At 52.7% G+C, this 13025-nt stretch carries 18 protein-coding genes; 10 read left to right on the forward strand and 8 right to left on the reverse strand.

The features are described from left to right. Nucleotides 1–48: 48 nt before the first annotated feature. From PY990_RS15095 to PY990_RS15110, 4 genes are all read right to left on the reverse strand, one after another. On the reverse strand, nt 49–462 hold the full coding sequence (locus tag PY990_RS15095; protein ID WP_275272324.1) for a hypothetical protein: 414 nt from the start codon (nt 460–462) through the stop codon (nt 49–51). Then, on the reverse strand, nt 452–895 hold the full coding sequence (locus PY990_RS15100) for a tlde1 domain-containing protein (protein ID WP_275272325.1): 444 nt from the start codon (nt 893–895) through the stop codon (nt 452–454). The genes PY990_RS15095 and PY990_RS15100 overlap by 11 nt, the downstream gene beginning before the upstream one ends. A gap of 159 nt (nt 896–1054) precedes the next feature. Further along, a complete protein-coding gene (locus PY990_RS15105; RefSeq protein WP_275272326.1) occupies nt 1055–1468 on the reverse strand; it encodes a hypothetical protein in 414 nt (137 codons plus the stop codon). Between the two features lie 26 nt (nt 1469–1494). Beyond that, nucleotides 1495–1899 (reverse strand): lysozyme, encoded by a 405-nt coding sequence (locus PY990_RS15110; protein WP_413789563.1) that lies wholly within the window; start codon nt 1897–1899, stop codon nt 1495–1497. A 220-nt stretch (nt 1900–2119) separates the two neighbouring features. Between PY990_RS15110 and PY990_RS15115 the strand changes: the two genes are divergently transcribed. Further along, nucleotides 2120–2611: a flavodoxin family protein gene (locus PY990_RS15115; RefSeq protein ID WP_275272328.1), complete on the forward strand. Its 492-nt coding sequence runs from the start codon at nt 2120–2122 to the stop codon at nt 2609–2611. Between the two features lie 22 nt (nt 2612–2633). Here PY990_RS15115 and PY990_RS15120 read toward each other — a convergent pair whose 3' ends face one another. Continuing rightward, the gene (locus tag PY990_RS15120) at nt 2634–3278 is read right to left on the reverse strand and encodes a trimeric intracellular cation channel family protein (RefSeq protein WP_275272329.1); all 645 of its coding nucleotides are present in this window, start codon (nt 3276–3278) and stop codon (nt 2634–2636) included. A gap of 1 nt (nt 3279) precedes the next feature. After that, on the reverse strand, nt 3280–3645 hold the full coding sequence (locus tag PY990_RS15125) for a cupin domain-containing protein (RefSeq protein ID WP_275272330.1): 366 nt from the start codon (nt 3643–3645) through the stop codon (nt 3280–3282). A 253-nt stretch (nt 3646–3898) separates the two neighbouring features. Here PY990_RS15125 and PY990_RS15130 point away from each other — a divergent pair, with 253 nt between their 5' ends. From PY990_RS15130 to PY990_RS15140, 3 genes are read left to right on the forward strand one after another with little or no spacing between them, the layout of a single operon-like run. Further along, entirely contained in the window at nt 3899–5773 is a 1875-nt protein-coding gene (locus PY990_RS15130) for a B12-binding domain-containing radical SAM protein (RefSeq protein WP_275272352.1), read from the forward strand. Between the two features lie 33 nt (nt 5774–5806). Continuing rightward, nucleotides 5807–7111, forward strand: a complete 1305-nt coding sequence (locus tag PY990_RS15135; RefSeq protein ID WP_275272331.1) for a DsbA family protein — start codon at nt 5807–5809, stop codon at nt 7109–7111. Between the two features lie 60 nt (nt 7112–7171). Then, entirely contained in the window at nt 7172–7645 is a 474-nt protein-coding gene (locus tag PY990_RS15140) for a MerR family transcriptional regulator (protein WP_205882465.1), read from the forward strand. Nucleotides 7646–7865: 220 nt separating this feature from the next. Here the strand turns inward: PY990_RS15140 and PY990_RS15145 are convergent, their stop codons facing one another. Further along, nucleotides 7866–8075, reverse strand: coding sequence for a GDCCVxC domain-containing (seleno)protein (locus tag PY990_RS15145; protein WP_105029755.1), 210 nt, complete (start codon nt 8073–8075; stop codon nt 7866–7868). A 17-nt stretch (nt 8076–8092) separates the two neighbouring features. Further along, a complete protein-coding gene (locus tag PY990_RS15150; RefSeq protein WP_275272332.1) occupies nt 8093–8407 on the reverse strand; it encodes a mercuric transporter MerT family protein in 315 nt (104 codons plus the stop codon). Nucleotides 8408–8475: 68 nt separating this feature from the next. On the opposite strand from PY990_RS15150, the gene merR reads away from it, so the two are divergent. The 6 genes from merR (at nt 8476) to PY990_RS15180 (ending at nt 13022) form a co-directional block, all read left to right on the forward strand. Continuing rightward, nucleotides 8476–8883: an Hg(II)-responsive transcriptional regulator gene (merR, locus tag PY990_RS15155; RefSeq protein ID WP_275272333.1), complete on the forward strand. Its 408-nt coding sequence runs from the start codon at nt 8476–8478 to the stop codon at nt 8881–8883. 64 nt (nt 8884–8947) lie between these two features. Next, nucleotides 8948–9595: a cation transporter gene (locus PY990_RS15160; RefSeq protein ID WP_275272334.1), complete on the forward strand. Its 648-nt coding sequence runs from the start codon at nt 8948–8950 to the stop codon at nt 9593–9595. Between the two features lie 38 nt (nt 9596–9633). Continuing rightward, nucleotides 9634–9999: a hypothetical protein gene (locus tag PY990_RS15165; RefSeq protein WP_275272335.1), complete on the forward strand. Its 366-nt coding sequence runs from the start codon at nt 9634–9636 to the stop codon at nt 9997–9999. An 85-nt stretch (nt 10000–10084) separates the two neighbouring features. Continuing rightward, nucleotides 10085–11332, forward strand: coding sequence for a TolC family protein (locus tag PY990_RS15170; RefSeq protein WP_275272336.1), 1248 nt, complete (start codon nt 10085–10087; stop codon nt 11330–11332). Continuing rightward, complete coding sequence (locus tag PY990_RS15175) at nt 11329–11913, forward strand: hypothetical protein (RefSeq protein ID WP_105027825.1); 585 nt, start codon at nt 11329–11331, stop codon at nt 11911–11913. The genes PY990_RS15170 and PY990_RS15175 overlap by 4 nt, the downstream gene beginning before the upstream one ends. After that, on the forward strand, nt 11910–13022 hold the full coding sequence (locus tag PY990_RS15180) for an efflux RND transporter periplasmic adaptor subunit (protein ID WP_275272337.1): 1113 nt from the start codon (nt 11910–11912) through the stop codon (nt 13020–13022). The genes PY990_RS15175 and PY990_RS15180 overlap by 4 nt, the downstream gene beginning before the upstream one ends. The last annotated feature ends 3 nt before the right edge of the window (nt 13023–13025 follow it).

Consider the following 13025-nt stretch of genomic DNA (forward strand, 5'->3'; position numbering starts at 1 on the left):
ATGGGTTTGCTGGGGGCTTACAAAACCGCACCCCAAACCGCCCAAACGTCATCTTTGCTGCAACTTCTTAAATAGCTTGGCCAATACAACGTAAGTGACTAAACCCAACAAAGCGAAAAATACAGGCAAAGCCAAACGCAGCACAACAATCGGCACCCAGTCCGACAACACCACAGGAATATCGGAGTAAAAAGTCTCCAGCTGGAAAACAAAGATCAAGTAGTCGAACGTGAGCTTGCCAAGTATCAATACAAGCAGGAACAGGATCGCTTGCTTTAAATGCTGCATAACTGCACCAGCCAGGAAGGGGGCAGTAATTACCAAACCTTCCAGAACAATCAAACCGCGTGACTCAAGGTTTTGAATCTGCAAGAAGTCTAGGCAGTACAGCAGGGTCAACAATAAGAATGCGAGCCCTAAAGCCAGAGCCTGTTGCGCACTAAGTGAATTTTCAGCGGACATACAAAATACTCTCGACTTCTTCGAGGATGATCGACTTGATCAAGTCGGTGGATTTGCTTCCCATTATTCCCCCACCTATATCGATACAGCCTTTAGATCCAATACGCCGACCACAGTGAATAAAGAAGTCATCTCGACCAAACATGACGTTGTCTTCTAGGGGATGCAAGGGCACTCGCCAATCTCCCCAATCGCCAGTTGAATTTCTGATCAGGTCCCGTAGCAGGCACGGGTCACTTAGTTCAGCAGAGACAGCACGGTAGCGACCTTTCGGAAGCGGCCCTATTGATTTCTTGCTTTGGCAAATCGTTTGATTGGTGCAGTCATTACGCCCGCTGGTGGCGTAAGTGGCCAACTCTTGAGATTTTCCTTTTGCAATGAACATACCTTGGTTTACATAGAAAACTAAAGTTGCCACTTCAATGCCGCCCACTAAATTTGGAAACCCTGTGAGCCTACTTTTGACTTAAAACTTAATCAAAAAGATACTTGGGTCTGCGTCTTTGCGAGATACAAAGTCGGTTCGAAGCTACTTCAGAGTTTCTCGGAATCTAGAACTTTATGATCGCTCCAGTCGAAAACAGCCAAACTGCTAAATCCGATCCGCCTCCAGCAGCACCCCATACCAGATCAACCAAAGCTTGTCTTCACTATTCAGCAGATGTTTGATGGCCATATCACCCTCGCAATCAACACCCAAAACACTCGTTCCTACCGGCAGTTTTGTGTTGGTATCCAAAGAATAGAATTGTAGAAACTCCGCAATGGTTTGTTCATTCGTCTCGACGCGTGAGTAGTCACAGCTTTGATTCTGAAACAGAATTTCTCGCTCGCTTATAGATAGTTTGTCGCCAATTAATTCAGCAGTTTCTCCATCACTGATCCCAACGATTGGTGCGGCAGCAAGTTCCTTGCTGATAGTCCATTCCCCTTGTATGTCGCCTAATTCCGAAACGTTCGAACAAGCCGCGAGGGTAAGAAAAAGAAGGCAAAGAAGTTTATGCATGGTGCTGTTCTCGCAGATTCATGGGTTCAAGGCTGAATTTGAAAAGGAACAATCTCCCGCTTGCGACGATTTGCAAGACCGTTAGAGAGTTTCTTTCGGCTTGGCTTTCCGTCTTTGCCCTTCTCCGTGATGCAAACAAACCGGTTCATTTCGTTTTCAACTTTCTGGTAATCCCCTTTGTTTGCAAACGCTAGAACATCTTTTGCATTTCCTACACCCACGTTAAACACAAAGCTTGTCAGGGCATCGAATTGCTCTTGGCTAAGTTGAGCCTCCCTGATATAGAACCGAACGTACTTTTGAGCTTCTTCCAAACGGTTGTGGAAGGTCGCATTCAACTTGGCCAAGTCGTATTTGGTTTTCATCTGTTTTTCTGTGCATGGGCTGTAGCTAAGAAGAATGCCAACACCCACGGTGCAATTGCCTGCAATGTCGTTTTAGGGAATTGCGGAGAAACCTTCATCTTTCGAGATACGCTCAATTCCTGATTTGGAGATGACCATTTTTGAGTTCAGTGGTTTTTGCATGGCTAAACTGGACATGACTTTGCCTCAGGGCGAAAGTTTTCGATTTTCACGAGTCTAGGGGCTGTTTTCATGGCTATCAAACTTGTACCCTGTTCAGGTTAAATAGAAACCATAACCCCAGCCCATGAAAACCTTGCTCATCACCTACCACTCCATCACTGGCGGTTCCAAAGCCATGGCCCAGGCGGTGGCTGAAGGGGCGGGTACAGAACCCAATACCCGTACTGTGCTTTTGCACGCCAGTGAAACAAACGCCGAACATGTTTTGAATGCGCACGGCTATGTGTTTGTCACCCCCGAAACTTTGGGCAGCATGGCGGGTTTGATGAAAGATTTTTTCGACCGCACCTACTACGCAGCGCTCGATCAAATCAATGGGCGGCCCTACACCGTGTTGGTGTGCGCTGGTAGCGACGGGCAGGGCGCTGTAAAGCAAATTCAGCGCATTGCCACGGGTTGGCGTTTAACGGAAATGGCGCCGCCACACATTGTGTGCACTTGGGCGCAAACGCCAGAAAAAATTCTGGCGCCCAAAACAATCAGTCCTGCCGACCTGCAACACTGTCGCGACTTGGGTACCGCATTTGCAAGCGGCCTGGCCATGGGTTTGTTTTAACCCACCAACTTGGCTTATCCACTTAGCTTCTCCACTCAGGAAGCCGCACATCCCTCCACACTGCAAATGCCCGCAGGCCCACGGTCACCAGTACACAGCCAAGCATGTTCACGTAGGCGGGGTTGCCCAGTTCACGAAGGCCAATGTAAGCCCAGCCGCCGAAGAAGGCGCAAATGGCGTAAGGGCGGTGGTCTTTGAAGGCTTGCGGAATTTCATTGCACACAATGTCGCGCAGCACACCGCCAAACACGCCAGTGATGACACCCATGAACACGGCCACCAGGCTGGGCATGCCCGCCATGATGGATGCGAAAACGCCCGCTGCGGTGAACAGGCCCAGCCCCAAAGTATCGGGCCACAAAATGGCTTTTTCAGTGAACTTGAAATGTCGCTGCCGCATAAACAACATGGCCACGATGCACAGCACGAACACGGCCCACAGCAATTCAATGTATTTCACCCAGAAAAAGGGGCGTACATCCAGCAACAAATCGCGCAGCGTACCGCCACCAAAGGCCGCCAAAAATGCCACCACGCACACCCCCACAGCGTCCAGCCGCTTGCGTGCACCTTCAAGAATTCCGCTCAGTGCAAAGGCCAGTGTGGCCACCACTTCAATGCCCAGTTGAATGTTCTGGCTGAACTCCCCGGGGTTGAGCGCCGCCATGTCAGTTCACCGCCGCGCGATCAACGATCACATAATGTTTGCGCACTGGCTCCAGCACCTCGAAAAGACCTGTGAATTCCGCAGGAATTACACCTGCGTCGCCCGGACCAAACTGCTCGGCCTGCCCTTCCGCATTCGTAATTTGAATGCACCCTTGCAGCACATGAAAAAACTCGTCTTTGCCCGGGGCAAATGCGATGCGCCAAGCCCCTGTTTCGCAGGCCCACACACCAGCACTAACACCTTTGTTTTCATAGTGATTCCAGGTGCTGCGCAAAGGGTTGCCTTTTTCAAGCCGATCAGGGCGGGGGCGGTCGTGTTCAAGCGGCGTGTTGCACTTGGCAAATACAGTCAGTTGTTGTGTCATGGATTGAACTTTGGTGTGAACCTTGGTCTATTGTAAAGGCAGGGCTACAGGCAGGGGGCTTTAACGATGAAACAGTTTTGGGAGGCTCTGGGGCAGTGGTCAGCAGCCTTGTTGTGTAGCGTCATGCTGTACGAAGTCTTTGCGGCATAAAACCCGGGAATCGATTGCGCCCGCTGGGTGTAGAATCTAGGCACGTTCAGCCCGAGGTTTTATCGTGTCTACCCCTTTCCGTGTGTTGTCTTTCATCCCACCGATGACGCAGCTCAACACGCCCTATCCATCCACTGCCTACATCACCGGCTTTTTGCGCAAGCAGGGCGTTGATGCCGTGCAGGCCGACATTGCGCTGGGTTTGGTGCTGAAACTGTTTTCACCTGAAGGGCTGGACCGTATTGCCGCTGAAATCGAACAGTACGAGGAAGTGACCGAGCGCGTGGCCCTGTTCATGGACCAGTTCAGCCGTTACCGTGGCACCATTGCCCCCACCATCCGCTTTTTGCAGGGGGGCGATTCCACCCTGGCGCACCGAATCAACAGCCGGGCTTTTTTGCCGGAAGGCCCGCGGTTCGAGGCGCTGGATGTGTATGTGGACGAAGAAGGCGGCGACCCGTTGGCCTGGGCCTTTGGTGCCCTGGGCGCGCAAGACAAGGCACGTCACCTGGCCACTTTGTACCTGAACGACCTGGCCGATGTTATTGCGGATGCAATTGATGAGCGCTTTGAGTTTGTGCGTTATGCAGAATCACTGGCCGGTAGCCAGCCCAGCTTCGACCCGCTGGCCACGGCTTTGCAACAGCCTTTCACGCTGATCGATGAAATTTTGGTGGAATTAACGTTGGCTGAATTCAAACGCCAGCAACCACAACTGGTGTTGTTGTCAGTGCCTTTTCCCGGAGCGGTGTACGCCGCTTTGCGCATGGCGCAGGCCATGAAGGCCGAGAACCCCGCCATCAAAATTGGATTGGGTGGTGGCTATGTGAACACCGAATTGCGTGAACTGGCCGAACCCCGATTGTTTGACTTTGTTGATTTTGTAACGCTCGATTCAGGCGAGCGCCCCCTGCTGTGCCTGATTGAACACCTGCAAGGCAAGCGTGGCCCGCAGCGTTTGGTGCGCACTTTCACACGCAACGCAGATGGCAAAGTGCAGTACACCAACTGGGCTGAACCCGATGTGTCGTTTGGTGATGTGGGCACCCCCACTTGGGATGGTTTGCCGTTGCACAGCTACCTTAGCCTGCTCGACATGTTGAACCCCATGCACCGCCTGTGGAGCGACGGTCGCTGGAACAAGCTGACCGTGGCCCATGGCTGCTACTGGAAAAAATGCAGTTTTTGCGATGTGTCGCTCGATTACATTTCCCGCTATGAAAACGCCACAGCCACTGAGCTGGTCAATCGCATTGAACAAATTGTGGCCGAAACCGGGCAAACCGGTTTTCATTTTGTGGATGAGGCTGCACCCCCCAAAGCCTTGAAAGCCTTGGCGCAGGAATTGATTGCACGCAATGTGTCCATTTCCTGGTGGGGCAATATACGGTTCGAAAAATCCTTTACGCCCGAGCTTTGCCAGTTGCTGGCCGACAGTGGCTGCATTGCGGTTAGTGGCGGGCTGGAGGTGGCATCTGACCGCTTGTTGAACCTGATGAAGAAGGGCGTTTCAGTGGAGCAGGTGGCGCGGGTCACCAAAGGCTTTACCGATGCCGGCGTGTTGGTACACGCTTACCTGATGTACGGCTTCCCCACCCAAACTGTGCAAGACACCGTGGATGCGCTGGAATACGTGCGCCAGTTGTTTGCGGAAGGCTGTATTCAATCGGGTTACTTTCACCGTTTTGCCTGCACTGTGCACTCGCCGGTGGGCAAAAACCCGGAAGAATATGGCATTCAATTGAAGCCCTTGCCCCAAGGCACTTTTGCGAAAAACGACATCGGCTTTATCGACCCCACGGGTGTAGACCATGCAGCACTGGGCGAAGGCCTGAACCGCGCGCTGTACAACTACATGCATGGCATTGGCCTGGACCAGAATGTGCGCAGCTGGTTTGACCAAAAAGTGCCTCGCCCCACGGTGCAAAAAAACTTCATTGAGCAGGCTTTGTACGGCAAACCAGTCAAAACAGCTTAATATTGACAGTATGTAAACTTCAAAGGTGGCACCATGCGTTTAAAAACCCTGTTGATGCCCATGATCACCCAGCACCGGTTTGCGCGCACCACCCTGCTCGCCCAACGCGCCAAGGCCGAGAAAGCACGGCTGGCCTCGGGCCGCCCCCACGAGGTTTATTACTTTCACCAGTTGGACGACCCCTATAGCCATTTGATGGCCCAGGCTTTGCCCCGCTTTTTGGCGCGTTACAGCATTGAATTGAAGCCACATGTGGTGAGCCCTCCGCCCGATTCGGCCGCACCTGAACGGGAAAAACTGGTGGCCTACAGCCGAGTGGATGCAGCTTTGCTGGCGCAGCGCCACAGTTTGAGTTTTGTGGATCACGGCCGGCAGCCAGCCTTAGCGCGTGCCCGCCAGGCTGCCCACACTTTGGTGGCAGCCATTCAAAGCGGGCAGTTTGTTGAGCATGTGGCCTCGGTGGGCGAGTGGTTGTGGGCCAGCGATGAAACCCTAATGCCCCCCGAGCATTTCAATGCATTGAAACCGGTGTCCAGCCAAGACGTGCAAAACCACATTGCACAGGCCGACGGGTTGCGAGACAAATTAGGGCACTACCTGGGCGGCATGTTGTATTACGAGGGCGAGTGGTACTGGGGCATTGATCGCCTGTACCACCTGGAGCAACGCCTGCAGGCTTTGGGTGCGCAAGCCAATGGGGCCATTGCTTTGCTGTTTCCTGCAGACGATGGTTTTGAGCACGCCAAACCGCTGGAGAACCCGCCTGACATTGATTTTTTCTTTTCCTTCCGTAGCCCCTATTCCGCCATTGTGGCCCCGCGTATTTTCGAGTTGGGGCGGCGGACTGGTGCGAAAGTCAATTTGCGTTTTGTATTGCCCATGGTCATGCGTGGTTTGCCCGTGCCCAAGGTGAAGCGAGAATACATTGTGTACGACACAGCCCGGGAAGCGCATGTGCGCGGCATTCCCTTTGGCCGTTTGAACGACCCCGTTGGCAAACCCACCGAACGTGGTCTGGCCTTGATTCCGTTTGCCGAACAGCACAGCAAGGGGCAAGAATTTGTGCTTTCCTACATGCAGGGTGTGTGGGCTGAAGGCATTGACGCCGGAAGCGACAAAGGTTTGAAAAAAATTGTAGAACGCGCTGGTTTGCGTTGGGAAGGTGCACAAGTGGCTTTGCAGCACGAGGCCTGGCGCGAGCGTGCCGCTGCCAATCGTGAAGAGCTGTTCGCTGCTGGACTTTGGGGTGTTCCCTCATTCAAAGTGGGCAACACCGTGGTGTGGGGGCAAGACCGCTGGTGGGCTGTGTATGACGCGCTGCGCTCGTATCCGGCCTGATTTGCCTAATGTACCGTTTTGAAGTATCAATGACCTCTACGCACTCCAAGTTTGAATGACATGAAAATAAGTGACGTTGCCAAGAGACTTGGCTTGAATCCAAAGACCATTCGGTTTTACGAAGATCAGGGCTTGATTGCTCCGAAGCGGGCTGATTCTGAGTCGTGGTTTTCTACTAGCAAGAACCGTGTTTTTGGACCAGAAGACCTGTCCAGGCTTGATTTTGTCAAAAAGGCTCGCGAACTCGATTTTTCGATCAAGGAAATTCAGTCTGTGCTTGATTATTATGACCAAGGCCCCGCCTGTGGTTGTGGTTCAAGAACCCGGGTTGACGAGTTGATTGAGCGAAAACTCGTCGAGGTTCAGCAATTGAAGCAAAGCCTTCAGGAACTGGAGAAAAAGTTGATCGACATTCGGGTGAACAATGCCGCGATTGCATCCAGGCTGGCTGGTGTACCCCATGAACCCGAAGGCGAATTTTTGATTGCAGACTATATTTTGCCCGCATCAACTGAAGAAAAAAATAAGGCTTGACCTTCCAGTGGCTGGAACATGCACCCTGAAATTCGGGAATGTTCCCCATGCTTTTCTAGGAGATTTTTGATGAAAGTTAAATTGTTTGCCGCTGCTGTTGGCGTGTTTGGCTTGGTGACTGTGGCTTTGGCCGCATGCCCGCTTTGCGCATAAAGTGATAGAAGCGCCGGGCCTTTTTGGGCCCGGCTTCCAATACGTGGCTTGTGCCGGGGCTGTGGCCTTAGCAACCTGATTTGCCTTGCTGAACGGGTGGGCATTTCACCGACCCATACGAGCAAAAAACACAGCAATCGCCAGGTTTGGGTTTCAACAAAATATTGCAGTGTTCACACTTGAAGAAAAACAGGCAGGCGTCCGTTGGCATTACGCAAAGGGTGCTTTTGCCGCAACTTGGACAAGTCAAAATCGACTCACGTACAACTTCAGTCATGGTGCGTTCCCCCGCTTTTACATGAACCATGGCACTGCCAACATGAGCATTGAAAGCACGGCGATTAACCAGTAAATCAGCTTCTGACCGCGGCTGCAAGCGTTGCAACCCTCCTTGCGCCAGAACATTTTGTAGTAAGCAAATGCCAGCAAGCTGATCGTGATCACCATAAAAACGGGTCGGTAGGGTTCCAACGCAGCAAATATGCCGATTGATGCACTGCTTCCCACGCCCACAGCCAGCAGCAGAAGCGGACCAAGGCAGCAAACGGAAGCCCCGAATGCCGCGAGTGCGGTCGCAATCAGGGTGCCGGTATTTTGAGGTTTTCTCATGTTGGTATTTCTCAATGCATTAGGAAGTGATATTGTGAAAGCCGTACCTAAGTACGGAGTCAACAGGCATGATTCAAAAACACACATTAAGTATCGGCGGGTTGGCCCAGGCAGCGGGCGTGAATGTTGAAACCATTCGTTACTACCAGCGCGTGGGCATGCTTGCACAACCTGCAAAACCCCTTCAGGGCGCCCGTAAATATGGTCCACGGGACATCAAGCGGATCCGCTTTATCAAGCGAGCGCAGGCCTTGGGTTTTACCCTGTCCGAGGTGGCTGAACTGCTAGCGTTGGGCAATGCGAGTTCCTGTCGTGAAACGCAGGTATTGGCTGAAAGCAAGCTGGAGTCCATTAGCTCACGGATTCAAGACCTTGTAAAAATGCAGGATACTTTGCAGCAGCTTGTGGCGCGGTGTGATGCAATAGACAAATCGACCAATTGCCCCATTATTGATGCATTGGTGGGCGATGAATAGCTTGACCTTGTCAGCATGTCAGGGTTTCTAATAAAGTAAAACAAGTACTGATCAAGGAAATTTCATGCCAGGTTGCAACCATTGCCCCTCTGATGAAGCGGCCAAGTCTGCTGCAAACAATCCCGGTTTTCGCAAGGTATTGTGGATCGCGCTGATTGCGAACGCAGCCATGTTCTTCATTGAAGTGGGTGCCAGTTGGTCAGCAGGCTCCGTATCTCTGCTTGCCGATTCACTCGATTTTGGTGGCGATGCGGCCAACTATGCTTTGTCCCTGTTTGTGTTGGGAATGGCGCTTCAAACCCGTGCCAAAGCAGCCTTGCTCAAAGGGGTGTGCATGGGGCTGTATGGTGTGGGTGTATTGGGTTTTGCCGGGTATGCAGCCATGCACGGCCAGGTACCTTCTTACGCCACCATGGGTGTTGTGGGTGTTATGGCCTTGAGCGTGAACGTGGGGGTTGCTGCCATTCAGTACCGTTATCGCAATGGCGATTCCAACATGCGCTCGGTGTGGCTGTGTAGCCGCAACGATGCAATCGGCAACCTGGCTGTGTTGGGTGCTGCCTTGTTGGTGGGAGTTACACAAACAGCCTGGCCCGATCTTGCGGTGGCCGCACTCATGGCCACACTCGGTTTAACAGCGTCTGTCAGTGTCATCAAACAGGCAAGGGCTGAAATACGGGGTGAGGCGATCACCGGTGCACATTCTCATTGATTTGAGGTATTGAACCTTTTTCTGTCTGTGTTACTCTCATGCCCATGAAGAAAATTTATGTTCTGTTGTTGATCATGATGCTTCCGCTGCAAAGCCTTTGGGCCGCGGTGGAGTTGTATCACGTGCACGACTCAGGGCATGCTTCGTCGCTTCAAGTGGTGGGTCATTCTCACGGTAATCATGATCACTCCAGTACCTCTGCCGATACGCAAAGCCTTCAAGACAACGCGGGTAAATCGACATGTGATACCGACCACCACCACTGCCATGCTCACAGTGCGAGTGTGCTGCCCAGCTTGTTGACCATTGAAATGCTTCCCCATGCCCTGGATCAGGAATCTGATCAATTCACGGGCTTTCAATCTTTTTCTTCAAACCGCATCGAACGCCCGAAATGGGCCTGAACAAAACCTGAGTTAGTTGTCCGTTTTGGCCTGCCTATGCCGGCTCAAGACTGAAATTTCATCAGCTTTTGTTTGGAGAGAATCCATGTATTCACCACATCGTGTGGTGTCCACTTGCCTGGCTTTCTTAATGGTCAGCACGATGGCCTCGGCATTTGCCGAGTCGGCCGTCGAAGTGGAAACCGAATTGACGGTTCGTCTTGCGTTTGAATCTGCATTAAGCTTGGATCCCGAGATTCAAGCCCAAGGCAAACGACTGGCGGCGCTTGAGGCCCGACGCAGTGCGGCAAACGCCTTCACTGCAGCGCCTCTTTCTGTAGAAGGTTCTTATCGAACCGACCGCAACTACAACAATCAGGGCCTGCGGGAGCTCGAGCTGGGCTTGTCTGCCCCAATCTGGAACTGGAACGAACGCAGCCGGACACAGGCGCTGCGCGACAGTGAAATCGAGCTTGCCAAGAAGCAGCTTGAGCAGACGAAGCTGGAACTTGCTGGTCTGGTTCGCCAAACCCTGTGGGATACCCTGGCTGCCAATCTGGATGTTGAAATTGCACAGGCCCGGACCAAAACTGCCAAGGAATTGATGGTGGATGTGGATAGACGTGTCATGGCCGGGGAACTGGCACAGACTGATTTCTATCAGGCTTCTGCATTGTATGCCCAGTCCAAGGCCGACCTTGGGCGTGCATTGGGCGCTTTGGGAGACCTTAGCGCGGAATATGCCGCGATGATTGGTTTGCCTGTGTCAACACTGTCTCGCATTCAAACTGAAAGCACTGACATTCCCAATGGCTTGAAACCGCTGGATCATCCTGCCCTGAAGCTGGCACAGGCGCAACTGAATGCACAGCAGCGACAGGCTGATCTGGTACAAACCCAGGCCAGAGCCAATCCCGAATTGGGGCTCGCGGTGATCAGTGACCGTGGCGCATTTTCATCAACAAGCGAAAAATCGCTCGTGGTGTCAACCCGCATACCGCTGGGCAATTCTTCTGAGTACCAAAGCCGGGTATTGCAGGCCGAAAGTGATCAGCTTGCCGCACAGGCCCTGCTGGTTAAAACGCAAAGGTCGGTGGTTGCGCGCGGCCGCGCTGCGGAGGGCAACCTGGACATGTTTTCCCAGTTAAAAACGTCTGCACTGGAGCAGGCTGACCTGGCCGATAAAACGTATCGGCTGTATCGGCGTTCATTCGACTTGGGCGAAACCGATCTTCCAACTCTACTACGCTTTGAACAACAGGCCTTTGAAGCCAACAGGCTTGCCCGAAAGTCTGCCGTGGAATATGCCGCCAAAGTCTCTGCCTACAAACAGGCACTTGGACTTTTACCATGACGATCAAAGAGATTCATGCCATGAAATACATCAATTCAAAATCGACTTACATGGGTGCTGTGTTTGTTGCACTCGCCCTTTTTACGACACCAAGCAGTTTTGCAGGCCCCGGACATGATCACGGTGATGAAGAGCCGACAGCCACTGGCGAAGCGTCGCCACGGGTGGTGATGGAATCGGACCTGTTCGAAGCGGTGGGTATTTTGAAAGGTCGCACGCTGGAAATTTACATTGACCATACCGCCACCAATGCACCAGTTGAAAATGCGGAGCTTGATTTGGAGCTCAATGGAAGCTCGATACCCGTTGAGTTGCATGCCGTGGGTGAATTTGATGCGGTGCTGCCTGAGGGTTTGTCTGAGGGATCCGTGTCGGTGGCCTTGACAGTTTCATCTGGTGAACTCACCGATCTGCTGGCCGGTCAACTTGACCTGTCGCATGCAGACGACCACGCCACCGATGAGGAATCCCATTCACATGCCTGGGAATGGGTGTTGTATGGCTTGGGCGGCATGTTGCTTCTCGGTTTGCCTGTTGTTGGGTTTGTACGAAAAAAAATGAAGGAAGGCAAACAATCATGATCAACAAAAATTTTGCACTCTCGGTCTTGGTGTTCGGCCTTTTTAGTCCTTTCAATATTTACGCGGGCCCTGGCCATGATCATGGCGATGAAGCAGTCGAGCAAACCCTGGGTGATGGCCCCAAACGGCAAGCCACGGGCGAGGTTTTTTTGCCCAAGCCTGCCCAGCGCCAATTGGGTATTCGCACTTTGAAAACCGAGATCAAGCCCCAGGCCAAGGTGATTGAACTGAACGGCAAGGTGGCACTGGATCCGCAAACCGGGGGCATTGTTCAAACCACCCTGGGTGGAAGTTTTGTACCACCGGGTCAAGGTGTTCCGCAATTGGGCCAACAAGTGAAAAAGGGTCAAGTGCTCGGATTCATTCAAACACCGCAAGCCGCCTTGGAAAAATCATCGCAACAGGCACAACTTGCTCAACTGAGGTCTGAACTGACCTTGACCGAGAAGCGGCTGGAGCGTCTTTTGCAGCTTGCAGACACCGTACCAAAAAAGGAAATTGACGCTGCCCAGGCCCAGGTTAAAAGCCTGAAGGGCCAGGTGGCGGCCTTGGCTGGCGGCATTGCTTCAAGAGAAACATTGCGTGCGCCGTCCACCGGCATTGTGGCGTCATCCATGGCCATTTCCGGCAAGGTTTTTTCGGAAGGAGATGTGTTGTTTGAAATTGTTGACCCGGCAGTGGTGCGTGTAGAGGCAAGCTGGTACGAGTCTGGCGTGGTTCCCGATTTTCAATCCGCCCGCGTTCAAGCCGGTGAAAAGGGGGTAACGCTGAAGTACCTGGGTGCGGCAAGCAGTGTAAAGGACCAGGCATTGACATTGGCATTCGAAGCACGGGGGCTGCAAAACACAAGTTTTCCGACCGGACAATTGCTGAAGGTGTATGCGGAACAGTCCGGGGGCGTTGATGCCGTGGCTGTGCCCAGTGCTGCGGTGGTCAAGAATGCGTCGAATCAAACCATTGTGTGGGTGAAAAAGGAGCCTGAAGTTTTCGAGCCCATGGTGGTGTTGACCGAACCGCTCAATGGACTTGAGGTGTTGGTTCGTGGTGGACTTTCCGGCGGTGAACGCGTGGTTGTTCAGGGCGCAACCCTGATTAACCAGGTTCGATAAGGG

The sequence above is a fragment of the Limnobacter olei genome (genome assembly GCF_029087225.1).
GTDB classification, from domain to species: Bacteria; Pseudomonadota; Gammaproteobacteria; order Burkholderiales; family Burkholderiaceae_B; genus Limnobacter; species Limnobacter olei.

What these genes read in the sequence shown, in the direction of transcription:
- PY990_RS15150 (WP_275272332.1), bottom strand. Translation starts at nt 8,407, where the DNA reads ATGAGAAAACCTCAAAATACCGGCACCCTGATTGCGACCGCACTCGCG.
- PY990_RS15140 (WP_205882465.1), top strand. Translation starts at nt 7,172, where the DNA reads ATGAAAATAAGTGACGTTGCCAAGAGACTTGGCTTGAATCCAAAGACC.
- PY990_RS15145 (WP_105029755.1), bottom strand. Translation starts at nt 8,075, where the DNA reads ATGACTGAAGTTGTACGTGAGTCGATTTTGACTTGTCCAAGTTGCGGC.
- PY990_RS15095 (WP_275272324.1), bottom strand. Translation starts at nt 462, where the DNA reads ATGTCCGCTGAAAATTCACTTAGTGCGCAACAGGCTCTGGCTTTAGGG.
- PY990_RS15160 (WP_275272334.1), top strand. Translation starts at nt 8,948, where the DNA reads ATGCCAGGTTGCAACCATTGCCCCTCTGATGAAGCGGCCAAGTCTGCT.
- PY990_RS15165 (WP_275272335.1), top strand. Translation starts at nt 9,634, where the DNA reads ATGCCCATGAAGAAAATTTATGTTCTGTTGTTGATCATGATGCTTCCG.
- PY990_RS15105 (WP_275272326.1), bottom strand. Translation starts at nt 1,468, where the DNA reads ATGCATAAACTTCTTTGCCTTCTTTTTCTTACCCTCGCGGCTTGTTCG.
- PY990_RS15115 (WP_275272328.1), top strand. Translation starts at nt 2,120, where the DNA reads ATGAAAACCTTGCTCATCACCTACCACTCCATCACTGGCGGTTCCAAA.
- PY990_RS15130 (WP_275272352.1), top strand. Translation starts at nt 3,899, where the DNA reads ATGACGCAGCTCAACACGCCCTATCCATCCACTGCCTACATCACCGGC.
- PY990_RS15170 (WP_275272336.1), top strand. Translation starts at nt 10,085, where the DNA reads ATGTATTCACCACATCGTGTGGTGTCCACTTGCCTGGCTTTCTTAATG.
- PY990_RS15175 (WP_105027825.1), top strand. Translation starts at nt 11,329, where the DNA reads ATGACGATCAAAGAGATTCATGCCATGAAATACATCAATTCAAAATCG.
- merR (WP_275272333.1), top strand. Translation starts at nt 8,476, where the DNA reads ATGATTCAAAAACACACATTAAGTATCGGCGGGTTGGCCCAGGCAGCG.
- PY990_RS15125 (WP_275272330.1), bottom strand. Translation starts at nt 3,645, where the DNA reads ATGACACAACAACTGACTGTATTTGCCAAGTGCAACACGCCGCTTGAA.
- PY990_RS15135 (WP_275272331.1), top strand. Translation starts at nt 5,807, where the DNA reads ATGCGTTTAAAAACCCTGTTGATGCCCATGATCACCCAGCACCGGTTT.
- PY990_RS15180 (WP_275272337.1), top strand. Translation starts at nt 11,910, where the DNA reads ATGATCAACAAAAATTTTGCACTCTCGGTCTTGGTGTTCGGCCTTTTT.
- PY990_RS15120 (WP_275272329.1), bottom strand. Translation starts at nt 3,278, where the DNA reads ATGGCGGCGCTCAACCCCGGGGAGTTCAGCCAGAACATTCAACTGGGC.